The organism is Streptomyces litchfieldiae (assembly GCF_031845365.1).
GTDB lineage: Bacteria > Actinomycetota > Actinomycetes > Streptomycetales > Streptomycetaceae > Streptomyces > Streptomyces litchfieldiae.
Genome location: NZ_JAVREL010000019.1, coordinates 34905 through 47299 on the forward strand (window position 1 = coordinate 34905; position 12395 = coordinate 47299).

16 protein-coding genes are annotated in these 12395 nt (G+C 71.0%); 7 read left to right on the forward strand and 9 right to left on the reverse strand.

The window, feature by feature from the left end; all coding sequences use genetic code 11:
* Positions 1 to 11: 11 nt before the first annotated feature.
* The 5 genes from rpmB to RM590_RS27035 form a co-directional block, all read right to left on the reverse strand.
* Positions 12 to 248, reverse strand: a complete 237-nt coding sequence (gene rpmB, locus RM590_RS27015; protein WP_311707333.1) for a 50S ribosomal protein L28 — start codon at positions 246 to 248, stop codon at positions 12 to 14.
* A gap of 70 nt (positions 249 to 318) precedes the next feature.
* Positions 319 to 1485, reverse strand: coding sequence for a serine hydrolase domain-containing protein (locus tag RM590_RS27020; RefSeq protein WP_311707334.1), 1167 nt, complete (start codon positions 1483 to 1485; stop codon positions 319 to 321).
* 51 nt (positions 1486 to 1536) lie between these two features.
* Complete coding sequence (locus tag RM590_RS27025; RefSeq protein WP_311707335.1) at positions 1537 to 2211, reverse strand: hypothetical protein; 675 nt, start codon at positions 2209 to 2211, stop codon at positions 1537 to 1539.
* Entirely contained in the window at positions 2208 to 2714 is a 507-nt protein-coding gene (locus RM590_RS27030) for a SigE family RNA polymerase sigma factor (RefSeq protein WP_311707336.1), read from the reverse strand. The genes RM590_RS27025 and RM590_RS27030 overlap by 4 nt, the downstream gene beginning before the upstream one ends.
* 117 nt (positions 2715 to 2831) lie before the next feature.
* Positions 2832 to 3371, reverse strand: coding sequence for a hypothetical protein (locus tag RM590_RS27035; protein ID WP_311707337.1), 540 nt, complete (start codon positions 3369 to 3371; stop codon positions 2832 to 2834).
* 382 nt (positions 3372 to 3753) lie between these two features.
* On the opposite strand from RM590_RS27035, the gene RM590_RS27040 reads away from it, so the two are divergent.
* From RM590_RS27040 to RM590_RS27065, 6 genes are all read left to right on the forward strand, one after another.
* A complete protein-coding gene (locus tag RM590_RS27040) occupies positions 3754 to 4116 on the forward strand; it encodes a hypothetical protein (protein WP_311707338.1) in 363 nt (120 codons plus the stop codon).
* Complete coding sequence (locus tag RM590_RS27045; RefSeq protein ID WP_311707339.1) at positions 4113 to 4391, forward strand: hypothetical protein; 279 nt, start codon at positions 4113 to 4115, stop codon at positions 4389 to 4391. The genes RM590_RS27040 and RM590_RS27045 overlap by 4 nt, the downstream gene beginning before the upstream one ends.
* Positions 4388 to 5113: a hypothetical protein gene (locus tag RM590_RS27050; RefSeq protein WP_311707340.1), complete on the forward strand. Its 726-nt coding sequence runs from the start codon at positions 4388 to 4390 to the stop codon at positions 5111 to 5113. The genes RM590_RS27045 and RM590_RS27050 overlap by 4 nt, the downstream gene beginning before the upstream one ends.
* On the forward strand, positions 5110 to 5433 hold the full coding sequence (locus RM590_RS27055; protein WP_311707341.1) for a hypothetical protein: 324 nt from the start codon (positions 5110 to 5112) through the stop codon (positions 5431 to 5433). Before RM590_RS27050 ends, RM590_RS27055 begins: the two co-directional genes overlap by 4 nt.
* Before the next feature lie 133 nt (positions 5434 to 5566).
* Positions 5567 to 8122: a DUF4011 domain-containing protein gene (locus RM590_RS27060; protein ID WP_311707342.1), complete on the forward strand. Its 2556-nt coding sequence runs from the start codon at positions 5567 to 5569 to the stop codon at positions 8120 to 8122.
* A complete protein-coding gene (locus tag RM590_RS27065; protein ID WP_311707343.1) occupies positions 8064 to 9182 on the forward strand; it encodes a DUF3320 domain-containing protein in 1119 nt (372 codons plus the stop codon). The genes RM590_RS27060 and RM590_RS27065 overlap by 59 nt, the downstream gene beginning before the upstream one ends.
* A gap of 28 nt (positions 9183 to 9210) precedes the next feature.
* Here RM590_RS27065 and RM590_RS27070 read toward each other — a convergent pair whose 3' ends face one another.
* On the reverse strand, positions 9211 to 9669 hold the full coding sequence (locus RM590_RS27070) for a hypothetical protein (RefSeq protein ID WP_311707344.1): 459 nt from the start codon (positions 9667 to 9669) through the stop codon (positions 9211 to 9213).
* 29 nt (positions 9670 to 9698) lie between these two features.
* Positions 9699 to 10028 carry a plasmid mobilization protein gene (locus tag RM590_RS27075; protein WP_311707345.1) on the reverse strand — a complete coding sequence of 110 codons (330 nt, stop codon included), beginning with the start codon at positions 10026 to 10028 and terminating at the stop codon, positions 9699 to 9701.
* A gap of 138 nt (positions 10029 to 10166) precedes the next feature.
* Between RM590_RS27075 and RM590_RS27080 the strand changes: the two genes are divergently transcribed.
* Positions 10167 to 10838: a DUF4097 family beta strand repeat-containing protein gene (locus tag RM590_RS27080; RefSeq protein WP_311707346.1), complete on the forward strand. Its 672-nt coding sequence runs from the start codon at positions 10167 to 10169 to the stop codon at positions 10836 to 10838.
* Between the two features lie 111 nt (positions 10839 to 10949).
* Here RM590_RS27080 and RM590_RS27085 read toward each other — a convergent pair whose 3' ends face one another.
* Positions 10950 to 11417, reverse strand: coding sequence for an SAM-dependent methyltransferase (locus RM590_RS27085; protein WP_311707347.1), 468 nt, complete (start codon positions 11415 to 11417; stop codon positions 10950 to 10952).
* Between the two features lie 127 nt (positions 11418 to 11544).
* Entirely contained in the window at positions 11545 to 12393 is an 849-nt protein-coding gene (locus RM590_RS27090; protein ID WP_311707348.1) for an SDR family NAD(P)-dependent oxidoreductase, read from the reverse strand.
* Positions 12394 to 12395 lie beyond the last annotated feature (2 nt).

Here is a 12395-nt window from a genome sequence, read left to right on the forward strand (position 1 = left end):
CGTTCCCCTCCTCAGATCTTCTCGCCGCGGGCGCGGATGCGGGCCACCGCGGCCTCGATGCCGATGACGTCAACGGTCTTGATCCCCTTGGCGCTCAGCGTCAGCCGGACGTAACGGCCCTCGCTGGGCAGCCAGTAGCGCTTGTGCTGGATGTTGGGGTCGAACCGGCGGCGGGTCCGGCGGTGGGAGTGCGAGATGCGGTTGCCGAAGGCGGGCGTTCGCCCGGTGAGCTGGCAGTGCGCGGACATGCGCGACCTCCAGGAGTAACGAAAACGACTACGGTTTTCATTTATCCTAACGGCAGCGGTCGGCCCGGCATCAGGCCGGTCCGACGCTGTCCGCCATGCCCCCGGTCAGCCCCAGCTCCTCAAGGTTCCAATCGCCGTCCTTGGCGACTCGGTTGGTGGCCCAGAACACCATCAGCCCGTCGTCCAGCAGCCGGGCGAACTCGGCGTAGGACGAGCCGTTGCCGCCGTTGTGCCAGACCACCCGGCGGCCGTCCCGCTCCGTGACCACCCAGCCGTACCCGTAGAACGTGTCCCCGCCGTCCTCGCGCACATGGGGCTCGAACAGCTTGTTCCGCGCCGCCTCGGACAGCACGCCGTCGCCGTCCAGCGCGCGGTGCCAGCGGTGCATGTCCGGCGCGGTGGACAGGATGCCGCCGTTGCCCCGCAGGTTCCAGTAGGGGCCGTCCCGGTCCCAGGGGTGCTCGTTCGGCCTGCCCAGCGCGGTGCCGGCTCCGTCGTACTCCACCGCGATCTCCGCCTCGTCCCAGCGCGGCAGCACATAGCCGGTCCGGGTCATTCCGGCCGGAGCGAACAGGTGCCGGGAGAGGAACTGCTCGTATCCCTCACCCGAGACCTGCTCGATCACCGCGGCCAGCACGCTGTAGCCCACATTGGAGTAGTGGTACCGGCTGCCCGGGGCCGAGCGCAGCTCGGAGCCGCCCATGGCGGCCAGCATGTCCTCCCGGGACAGAACGTCGTAGTCGCCGCCGAGCATATCGATCAGACCCGCCGTGTGGGTCAGGAGCTGGTGCAGGGTGATGGCGCGCTTGTCATCGGGCAGGCCCGCCACGTGCGCGCCCAGCGGATCGTTCGTCGAGAGCGCGCCGGCCATCTCCAGCTTCAGGATCGCCGCGGCGGTGAACTGCTTGGTGATCGAGCCGATGTCGAAGACCGTGTCGCAGCCGTTCCCGATACCCGCCGCGTGGTCGGCCAGGCCCATGCCCCCGCAGTGAACGACCTCGTCGCCGCGGACCACGATCGCCGTCAGTCCGGCGTCGTCCGGGACCGCGTCGGCGAGGAACCGGCCGACGGGGTCGCCGGCCGCGCCGTCCCCTTCCGTCTCCTCTCCCGCCGCACACCGGCTCACGGCGCCGGTCGTCGCGGCCAGCGCCGCGCCCGACAGCAGGGCCGCGCCGATGAACCGCCGTCTCGTCGCTCCCGCCTGCCGGCGGGTTCGGGTGCCGGGCACGTCGTTCATTCCGTTTCATCCCCTCGGATTTCCCGGACCACGGCCGGACCGGCCGCGGTCTCACGCATCGCACGCCGCCCGGTCGCCGCTGACGTTGATCTTCCGTGCCCAGGCGAGCAGTTGGGCATCGCCCGGGCCGGTGCCCTCGACACCGAGGCGGAGCACGACGCCTTCCGTTCCGGTCTCCAGGCTCAGGACTCGCCCGCCGCCCCCCGGCGCGTCGCCGATGCGGCCGGCACGGTCGCCGAGCGAGGTCTCGCGGGCGTTGGCCAGCGGTTCCCCGGCGGGCGTCCCCCGCAGCACATCGAGGCGCACGGTGTAGTCCGGGGTGTGCTCGGCGTGGACATGGAACGGCTGCCCGGCCGAGGCGGAGACCTCGGTCTGGAGTTCCTCGCCGCCGGCCTCCGCGAAGAGCATCACCTCGGCCAGTCGGCCGTTCTCCCGGATCAGGCACAGATCGATCTCGTCGGCCGCGAAGATCCCCGGATCGGGCCGCACCGCCGCGGACCCGGTGGCGTCCGCGCCACCGCCCGGCAGGTGTGTGCCGATCAGCGTTCCGGACGCCGCCACGGCCGTGGCCACCGCCGCGATCAGGACGCGGCCGCGCACGCGCCGCCGGCGGCGTGCCTTGACCGCCTCCAACAGGCCCGCCGCGGTGGGGGCGTGCCGCGCCTGGTGGGCGAACGCCTCGTGCACCGCCGCTTCGAACTCCGCGTCGCCGGTCTCCCTGCTCATGCCTCCTCCTCGGCCACTGCGACCAGGCCGGCCAGTTCGGGATGGCGGCGCAACCGCGCGAGGCCCCGGCTGGCGTGCACGCGCACGGTCGCCGTCGAACAGCTCAGCAACTCGGCGATCTGCCCGTCGGGAAGGTCCTCGTAGTAACGCAGCACGAGGACGGCACGCTGCCGACGCGGCAGCTCCGCCAGCAACCGCAACATGGCGTCACGCTCGCCGATCGCCTCGATCGCGCCGTCCGGCCGGCCGCGCGTGTCGGACAGCGCGTCGGTGGGCCGGTCCTCCGCGGCTCTGCGCCGCCGCCAGGACAGGTACTGCCGCACGATCGCCTTGCGGACATAGGCGTCCAGGCCGGCGTCGCGCTCGATCCGCCGCCATCGGCGGTGACACCGGACCAACGCCTCCTGCACGAAGTCCTCGGCGCGCTGGGCGTCGTCGCACATCACGTACGCGAAGCGCAGCAGCGCGTCTCCGCGCGTCAGCACGTAGTCGTCGAAATCCACCGTCCGCTCCGCGGGGTCTCGTGGCCTGCCACCTGTAGAACGCGGTGGCGGCCGCGGGATGTTTACCGCGCTGCCCGGTTTCTTTCGGCGCCGCCGTCTCGCCCGGCCCGGGCTCGTTCAGTCGGCGGCGGGCTCGGGCGTGAGGGCCAGGAGAGCGGTCCCGGCATCGACGTCCACCTCGGTGGGCACGACGGTGAGCGATTCGTTGAAGGTGCAGGAGGAGCCCAGGCCGCAGGAGAAGCTGCCGACGCGCTCGGTCCCGTCATAGCCGTCGAAGAGGACGGCGGGTGAGCTGAACGAGCCCGCGTGCACCTCCTCGATCGATGTGATCGACAGGGTCGTCACCCCGAACGCGCCGCTGTCGACCGGGATTTCGGTGCCCGCCGAGACGGTGACCTCGCACTGGCCGTCGTAGCAGGGCGAGGACGGCTCCGTCTCCGGCTCGGGCTCGGGTTCCGGTTCCTCGGTCTCGGGTTCCGGCTCCGGCGCCGACGAGGAGTCCTCGGGCCGCGGGCTCTCCGCCGCCTCCGGTGAGTCCCCGGAACCGTCCGAGCCACAGCCGGCCAGCAGGCCCGCCACGGCCATCGCCGTCACCACCGCGACGGCCCGCCCACGCGCCCGCCGTGCCGTCCGCATCCACTTCGCGTTCCCGCCCATGCCCTCACCGTACGGGCGGCGCCCCGGGAGGGGTCCCCACGCGAACTCGCCGGGCTCCTCCAGCCGTTCCCCGCCGCGACCGCACAACTCACCCCCATGACACCGGCGATGCGCACAAGCGATTAATACCGGCGTTACGCCCGTTTTGACCTGTCCGGGCCTGCCGTGGCGCGCGCTCGCGCTCCCCGCTGCCCACGGTCCCGGACGTAAGGAGATTGCGCCCGTGCTCTCTGCGCGCTCGAACTGGCACCCACCACGCTGAAGCCGCTGTGGCACCAGCGCTCCCGCTGGGCCCAGGGCTGGCTCCAGGTCTCGCTCCGCCACCTGTGGCAGGAACTGCGTTTCACTGGTTCTGACTCTCCGTCAGAAGGCGGGCCTCGCCGTGCTGCTCGGCTGGCGCGAGGTGCAGCCGTGGCTCACGCTCCAGATCCTGCCGGTCCTGCTGTTCTCGGCGTGGCGCGCGGGCGGGGTGGACCGGCTCGACTGGGCGGTGCCGGTCTGCCTGCTGGCCGTGCTGTTCACGATGTCGGCCGAGCTGGTGCAGGCCGCGTTCGCCTGGCGGCTGGCCGCGCCCGAACTGCGCCCGCGCAAGCGCTGGTTCATCGGCTACGCGGTGCTGTCGACGTTCTCCTACACCCACTTCAAGAACATGGTGGCCCGGCAGGCCCACTTGAAGGAGGCGCTGGGCGACCGGCAGTGGCGGGTGACCCCGCGGGCGGCGGCGAGGGCGGTGACGCGGCGGTGAGCGGCAACGGCACCGGCGGCGGCACCGGCACGGGGAACGACGGCGGCGGCGGGCGGAGCCGGGCCCAGGAGATCCAGGGCTACCGCGGGATCGCCGCGCTGAACACGGTCGTCTTCCACGTCTGGCAGCAGTACTACCGCTATGACGCGGAGGGCGCCCATCCGCCGCTGGAGAACCGGCGGGGAACTGGCTCGACCTCGTCCAGCACCTCACGTTCACCCACGCCTTCGACCGCGAGCAGATCTTCTACACCATCGGACCCGTTTGGTCGTTGACGCTGGAGGTCATCTTCTACTTCTCGCTGGTCCTCCTCGGGCCGCTGGCGGTGCGCGTCTGCCGGTCCGCCGCCAACCGGCGCGCACGGGTGGTGAGATGCGCCGGCGGCTGCCTGGTGCTGTTCGCGGTGCCGCTGGGCTGGCTGGCGTTCGCCCGCTATGTGCTGGAAGTGCCGCACACCGACTGGCCGGTGTATTTCGGGCCCTGGGCCCGGTTCGGCGGGTTCGCGGTGGGCATGGGCCTGGCCGTGCTGACGGTCGCCCTGGGCGGGCGCGGCCGGCTGGCCGGTCACCCGGCGGCGGTGCTGGCGGCGGCCTCGGTGGCCGGCCTGTACCTGATGTCGCTGACGTTCGAAGCCGGAGAACGTGGCGTTCACGTTCTACCACCCGGTTTCGGCGGCGCTGTGGGGGCTGTTGCTGTTCTGCACGGTCCACACCGCGCGCCGGGCGCGCTGGCACGGCCTGCTGCGGGCCCGCTGGCTCACGCCCGTCGGGCTGATCAGCTACAGCCTGTTCATCTGGCACGAGCCGATCATGCTCCAGTTGCACCGGACGGGGCTGCTGCCCGCCGAGAGCCCGGCCGGCTTCTGGGCCGCGACGGCCATCGTGCTGGCGGTGTCCATCCCGGCCGCGGCGGCGAGTTACTGGCTCATCGAATACCCGGCCGGGCTGCTGGGCCGCCTCCAGGACTCCCTACGCCTCGTCACCCGAGAAGGCGTTGATCGGAACCGCGAACCTCGACGCCCTTGTGGCCGACGAGCCGGACCGCCTCTGGCCGCAGGTCGCATCCCGGACGGGAATCTCGCAAGCCGAATACGGCCGTTACGCGTCCGGGGCCTCCGTGATGTCGGCGCTCATTCTGGCGGACGCTCTCAGACTGAGCCGCAGTGTGTCCCTGGCGACGTTGCGGATCGCCTGTAGTGACTTCACGGTGCCCCAGAGCTACCGATACCTCGGCGCCGAAGAGCTGAAAGCCATCGGAAATACGTGCGCGGCGGGCGCCGAGTTGCTCGATTGCGCAATCGACCACGCCGTCATCTGACACCACGTCATACTGATCTGTCGTGCATTGCACGGCTGACCCGTCTCGTCCTGGAGGTGCCGGGAGCGCCAGCAATTCCGATCTGCTTCGTCTGCGGAACGCGTTGCACGGATACCGCGCGTCCCTGGTCGACATGGGCGGCCGCAATCGGCTGCTGAACTTCCGCCACACCAAGGCTGGCACACTGGACGTCACCGCTCCGGACACCGCAACACTGCTTCGGTCTCTGGGGCGGGGAATGAACTTCGCGCCCGTCGCGGCCAGCCGGGAAGGACAGGCGGAGGAAGCGAAGCCGGCACCCGCCTCCGGGATCGTCACGCAGAAGACGACACAGGCGGCTCTCGATGCCTCCCTCACGCGGCTCTCACGCCAGTCCCGGCAGATGTACAACGACTACGGCCTGTGGGTGCTGTGGCTCGGGATCGGGATGCTGGAGTGGCGCGAGGAGAACGGGCAGGAGGTCAGCCAGGCTCCGCTGCTGCTGGTGCCCGTGGAACTGCGCCCGGGCCGCGATCGACGGCTGCGGCTGCGCGCCGCGGAGGAGCAGGATCGCGTCGCCAACCCGGCCCTCGCGGTGCGGCTGGAACGCATGGGCATCGACTGGTCCCCGGTTGCCGAGGCCGATCCGGCGGAACCCGAGGCCCTGCTCGCGACGGCCCGGAGCATCGCCGCCACCCAGCAGGGCTGGGCCGTCCGGGATCGGGTCATCCTCGGCCTGTTCTCCTCTCACAAGGAGGCCATGTACCAGGACCTCCTACAGAACGAGAACCGCATCCTGGCCCACCCCTTGGTCCGCGCCATCGCGCTCGGACCCGACGCCGGATTGCCGGACGACCTTCTTGCTTTCGAGCCACCGGACCTCGACCGCATCGACGAGATCCAGCCGCCCGAACGGACCCCGCTGGTCCTGGACGCCGACGCCACCCAGCGCCGGTGTGTCGCAGCCGCCATGGACGGCCGGTCGTTCGTCATGAACGGGCCGCCCGGCACCGGCAAGAGCCAGACCATCACGAACATCATCGCGGCCCTCATGCACGCGGGTCGCAGCGTGCTGTTCGTCAGCGAGAAGGCCGCAGCCCTCGACGTCGTCCGGAACCGGCTTGCCGAGGTCGGCCTCGGGGATCTGGTGCTGGCCCTGCACAGCGGCGACACCAGCAGAAAAACGGTCGCCACCGAGCTCGGGCGGGCACTCACGCATGCCCTGCCTGGTAGGGGAGCCGCGACGCATGAACTGGAGCGGGCCCGCGAGCTCCGCAAGGCGCTCTCCGGCTACGCCGCCGCCATGAACGAGCCCCGGCAGCCGCTGAACCGCACCCCGCATGATGTATTGGGCCGGCTCGTACGCCTGGAACAGCACGACGCGCCAGGACTGGCCCTTTCGCTTGAACACCGCCGGGCGGTTTGTGGCCTGCGAGCCGAAGACCTCCGGGAACTCCTCACCGCCGCCCACGCGCTCTCCCGTGCCTGGCGGCCGGCGGTGGAGGGGGCCGCCTTTGTATGGCGGGGCCTCGTTGGCGCCTCGGCACCGGCCGTACTCGCTGAGGCCGCCGACGCGCTCGCCGCACTGCGAGTGGCCGTCGAACGCCGGCCGTTCGAGGGCGGCACGCCCGCGCCGCAAACCCTGCACGAGATCCAGGCAACGGTTCACACCATGCGGCAGGGACTGCCCGACGCCGCCATCGGCACCCCCGACGCCGCAGAACTCCCGGAGGACATGGCCGGCCAGCTCGCCCGTCTCGCCGACGCCTGGGGCGCGGCCAAGCCGGGCACGCCCGACGAGGCGTTCATGCTGTTCGGGCTCACGGACCTCATCGACGCCGCCCACCGACCGCCGGCCCACTGGTTCGACCCTGCCGAGCTCAGCCGGGCACGCACCGCGGGCGACGAACTGCGCCGGGCACTGGCCACGGAGGGCGCGGCCCGGTCCGCGGCCGAAGACGTTTTCACCGAGGCGGTGTGCACGGCCGCCGACCTGCCGGAGGTTGCACGGCGGTTCGCCGAGCGGCACCGTGGTCTGTTCGCCCGACTCTCCGACCAGTACAAGGCCGATCGCGAGGCTGCCACCAGGGTCACCCGCGAGAAGGTGTGGAACCGGAAGATCGCCGCCCGGCTCGGCCAAGCGGTGGCCTGGCATCAGGCGGCGGCGGAGATCGGCCGCCTCGCGGAGGTCCACCACCCGCTTCTCGGCCGCTACACGCCCCGCGCCGCCGCGGACCTGGTGGTGCTGGAGGACGCGCTGGCGACCGCCGAGCACATCGCCCGCCTCTCCCGGAGCGTCGAGCGGCGGGACGTCCTGACCGCCCGTCTGTCCGACGGCGCGGACGGCGGCCCGTTGCCTCGCCTGCTCACCGACGGCGCCCGCGCCGCCCTGCGGGACTGGTGCGTCGTCGTCGAGCAGCGTGTTGAACGCTGGACGGCGGCGGTAGGCGCGCTGCTCTCCCTCTTCGACGAAGCCCGGCGGACCCAGCTCGCCCCCGACCTGCTCGGCCCGCTCGACCAGGCCGAGCAGGTCATCACTACCCTCCGGTCCGATCCCACCGGCCCGGAGGAGTGGCGGGCCTATCGCGATGCGGCCGAAGTGCTCTCTCGCCACCACGTCGGGCACCTCGTGGCGCGCGCGGTGGAGGACCATGTGCCCGCGGAGCGGTTCCCGAAGCGCCCTCGACGCGGGCGACAACAAGAGCCTTGAGTGCCTCAAGCGGTACCTCGACTACGCCCAAAAAGGCCCGGCCGTCCTCGCCAGGGACGTGCGGGTGGACCCGGATGCCGAGCCGGAGAGCCCGTTCGAGGAGTCGGTGCTCCAGGTACTGCGCGACTGGGGGTACGACGTCCAGCCGCAGGTAGGAATCGCCGGCTACCGCATTGATCTCGGCGTGCGGCATCCGGACGCGCCCGGCGCGTTCACGCTCGGCATCGAATGCGACGGAGCCATGTACCACTCCTCGAAGGCGGCGCGTGACCGCGATCGCCTGCGGGAACAGATCCTGACCGGCAAGGGCTGGAAACTCCATCGCATTTGGGGCACCGACTGGTACCGGAACCGCGAGGCGGCCATGGATCGGCTGCGCGAGGCGATCGAACGCGCGGTGGCCGACGGGCCATTGAGCGTCGTGGCCGATACGCCGAAACCGCCCGTCCTCGTGCCGGATCCGGTCGCTCCTGAGCCCGAGCCCGTCGTCTTGCACACCATGCCCGAACGGACGTGGAGCGCCCCCTACGTGGCGTGGCACGGCGAGCTTCTTCCGACCCCAACCGCCGAATTGCACACGCCGGAGGCACGGCCAGCACTGCGGCGACTCCTGGCGCGCGTCATCGAGACCGAGGGGCCCGTCCACGAGGAGTTGTTGGTGCAGCGGGTTCGCGAGACGTGGGGAGTGACGCGGGCAGGAAGCCGGATCCGCCCGAACATCCAGCACGTCCTGCGGGGCCTGAAGCAGGCGGGTCGGATCAGCAAGGACGGGGAATTCTGGGACATGCCTGGCCGGGCGTGCGTCACGGCCCGCCGGCCCTCCGACCAGGTGAGGCGCCAGGTCGGCCGCATCTCCCCGGTCGAACGGCAGTTGGCTTTGCGCGAGCTGGCCGCCGAGTGCCCCGGGGCTTCTGGGGAGGAGCTGGTGCGGTTGGCAGCGGACTTCTTCGGCTGGGCACGGCTGGGCCCGGACATCCGCGCGGCGCTGGGCCAGGACATCACAGCCCTGTTCGCCCGGGGTGCCCTGACCGGCGGCCCCGACCGGATAACAGTGGCCTGACGATTGGGCGCCGGTCCACGATCGACCGTCAGAAACGGCTGATGGTGAGTTCGGCGGCCTTGAGTGTCGCGGCGTAGGCGCCGAGGTCTTCGGGGTCGCTGGTGCAGATCACGGCGCGGTGGTGCAGGGCGCCAATGGTGACCACCATCGCGTCGACGACATCGGGCCGCTTCTTGGCCGGGAGTGTCGCCTTCCCGAGTATCTGCCCGACGCGCTTGTAGTCGTGCAGAGTGAAGCCAGCGGCGCAGGGGATGCATTGCACGGTGGCCGCTGAGGCGGGGATGTCGCGCATGGCGGGCTGAGCACCGCGTGCCTGGATGACCGTGCACTCCTGCAGGAGTGTGCCGAGTTCGTGGGTGGTGCGCCTGCTGTCTCGCCAGACCTGGGCCACAACCGGGCCGATCACGATGGGACGGTGCCGGGCCCGAGCGGCCGTGGTGTGCAGGGCCAGCGCTTTGGGGCGGCGGTCAAGGAGGGCGATGAGCATGCCCGTGTCGTAAACCACGACGTGCCTGGTCACGCCGCGGCCCCGTCGCCACTGGAGGCGCGCAGGCCGTCGTCGAGGATGAGTGAGCGCAGCACATGGAGTTCACGCTCCTCGTCCGAGGTCAGGCGGACGTCGGATGCTGCGGTATCCGAACGGGGAGAGTCCGGTGCCGCTTCGGTCGCCGCGATCTCGTCATCGATCTCGGCGAACGTTTCCCGAACACGCTCGTCCTCCGCGATGCGCTCCAGGGCTGCTGCGATGACGTAGGCAGAGACATCGAGACCGGCCGCGTCCGCGTGGTTCTTGATCAGCGTGTGGATCTCCGGCGAGGCGCTGATGCTGAAGCGTTTGGTTGCCACACCCCTAGCGTAACACCGGGTGTTACGGCATCTCTCATAGGCCGGGCAGTCGGGCTGGCGCCCCACATTGGCCACCATGCGCCACGTGGAGGTTGCGCTGGTCGACGAACTCGCCCACAGCAACGTCCTACAGAAACGATGCAGAAGTTCGACACCCCCGCCCCGGTCTCCGCCGTCCTGGACATCCCCGCCGGGCGCATCCAGTTCATCGCCGCCGACCGGACCGACACCACCGTCGAGGTCCTGCCCGCCAACGCCTCCAAGGGCCGCGATGTGAAGGCGGCGGAACAGACCACGGTCGACTACCGCGACGGCGTCCTGCGGATCGACGCCCCGGCGGCGAAGAACCAGTACCTGGGCCCCTCCGGATCCATCGAGATCACCGTCCAACTGCCCGCCGGCTCCCGCATCGAGGCCAAGGCGGCCAGCGCCGAGTTCCGGTGCGTGGGACGGCTCGGCGACATCGTCTTCGAGGGCGCGCACGGCGCGGTCAAGATCGACGAAGCCGCGAGCATCCGCCTCACCGCCTCCGCCGGCGACGTCTCCATCGGCCGCCTGGCCGGCCCCGCACAGATCAGCACCCACCAGGGCGACATCCACATCGCCGAGGCCGCGCGCGGCACGCTCGTGGCCACCACCCAGATGGGCGACATCACCGTCGGCACCGCCCACGGAGTCTCCGCCACCCTGGACGCCAGCACCGGCTACGGCCGCATCCACAACGCCCTCACCAACACCGACGGCCCCACCGCCCCCCTCACCATCCGCGCCACCACCTCCCACGGCGACATCACCGCCCGCAGCCTGTAAGCAAAGGAGCACCCCCTGGCCAACCTGGCCATCACGGCGAACGGGCGGCGCGCACCGACACCACATCGGCGTACGCCGCCCCGCCGGCGTTCCCAGCCATCCGGGGATCCTTTACGGCTGGAAGTACTCCGACATCATGCGGCTGACCCATTCCGGCTGCCTGATGTTCTCCGCCTGGAACTCCGCCATCGCCGGCTTCAGGTCGATGACCGGGGTGCCCGAGACCGCGTCGAGGCCCACCACCGTCAGTTCGCGGCCGTCGACGGATTCGATGGCGCAGCACGTGACACCGATGCGGTTCGGCCTGCGGGGGCCGCGGCCGGCGAAGACACCGACGGGTGGGAGGTCGGAGCGGCCGCGGTAGGGGCGGGGCTCGCGGTAGTCGTCGTGTTCCGGGAACTGGTCGAAGACGAAGAGGACTTCCACGTGGGAAAAGCCCTCCAGACCCTGCAGGCACTTCTCGCCGAAGCGCTCGTCGACGATGATCGTGCTGCGGACGGCACCCCAGTTGTCCGTGTGCTGGACGTCCGTTCGGTTGTTCCGGACGGTACCTATCGGTGTGACCTCGAAGCTTGGCATGGCAAGGTTCTAACTCCTTGGTCAGCGTTGTGCCCAGTGCGGATGGCCGCGAGGCCGTCCTGGGATGATCGGCGTCTCCGGGACCATGACGAGGTCGAGACGAGGGCCAGGACCGTGTTGAAGCCACTCAACTCGCGGATTGAGCAGGGCCGCCTGCCGCTCGCGGCGAGGGCGCTGCTGTCGCCCTGGGCCCGTTTCCTGCTGCTGGCCGTTCTCCTGGTGGGGGCTGCCTGCACGGTCGTGGCGATCGGGCCGGACAACCCGCCTTCCGGAATGTGGACGGGGCCCCTCTTCGTGCGTTGAAGACGACTTCGGCCTGGTCGCGGCGCTCGTACAGGTCCCAGTACAGGGGCGCGATCTGCTCGGGCGTGGCCGAGGGGATGCCCTCGGGGCCGCCCTCGCCGATCCACGTGTTGATCGCCACGTGCGCGGCGAGGACACCGCTGCCGGCCAGCTCGTTGTGCAGGTTGAGCACCCAGTTGCGCAGGGCGGCCGCGGCCGCGTTGATGTTGCCGAGCATGGGGATCGGGTGGACGGAGCCGCCGCCGGTGGTGAACAGCAGCATCCCGGCCCCGGCCTCGCGCATGGCGGGCAGCACCGCGCGGGCGGCGGTGACGGCGCCGTACAGGTTGTACTCGATCTGCGGCTGGAGGTTGTCGACCGTGACCTCGCTGGGAACGGCCATGGTGAAGCCGGGCACCGGCGAATGCCCCGGTGCCGGGGAGTACTCCAGCACGTCGATCGAGCCGAAGCGGACGCGGGCCGCCTGCAGGGCGGTGGTCAGGGACGGGCGGTCCAGCACGTCGGCGGGGAACGCGGCGGCCGTGATGCCCTCCTGCCCGAGCCGGGCGACGAGGTCGTCCAGCTTCCGCGGGGTGCGAGCGAGCAGGGCGACGTCGAAGCCGCGGGCACCGAAGGTGCGGGCGATGGCCAGGCCCATGCCGGGGCCGGCGCCGATGATGGCGAGAGTGGGCACGA

Excerpts from the sequence above, each read along its gene's own strand:
- rpmB (WP_311707333.1), bottom strand. The coding sequence starts at position 248 with ATGTCCGCGCACTGCCAGCTCACCGGGCGAACGCCCGCCTTCGGCAAC.
- RM590_RS27020 (WP_311707334.1), bottom strand. The coding sequence starts at position 1,485 with ATGAACGACGTGCCCGGCACCCGAACCCGCCGGCAGGCGGGAGCGACG.
- RM590_RS27025 (WP_311707335.1), bottom strand. The coding sequence starts at position 2,211 with ATGAGCAGGGAGACCGGCGACGCGGAGTTCGAAGCGGCGGTGCACGAG.
- RM590_RS27035 (WP_311707337.1), bottom strand. The coding sequence starts at position 3,371 with ATGGGCGGGAACGCGAAGTGGATGCGGACGGCACGGCGGGCGCGTGGG.
- RM590_RS27060 (WP_311707342.1), top strand. The coding sequence starts at position 5,567 with ATGGGCGGCCGCAATCGGCTGCTGAACTTCCGCCACACCAAGGCTGGC.
- RM590_RS27065 (WP_311707343.1), top strand. The coding sequence starts at position 8,064 with ATGTGCCCGCGGAGCGGTTCCCGAAGCGCCCTCGACGCGGGCGACAAC.
- RM590_RS27070 (WP_311707344.1), bottom strand. The coding sequence starts at position 9,669 with ATGCTCATCGCCCTCCTTGACCGCCGCCCCAAAGCGCTGGCCCTGCAC.
- RM590_RS27080 (WP_311707346.1), top strand. The coding sequence starts at position 10,167 with ATGCAGAAGTTCGACACCCCCGCCCCGGTCTCCGCCGTCCTGGACATC.
- RM590_RS27085 (WP_311707347.1), bottom strand. The coding sequence starts at position 11,417 with ATGCCAAGCTTCGAGGTCACACCGATAGGTACCGTCCGGAACAACCGA.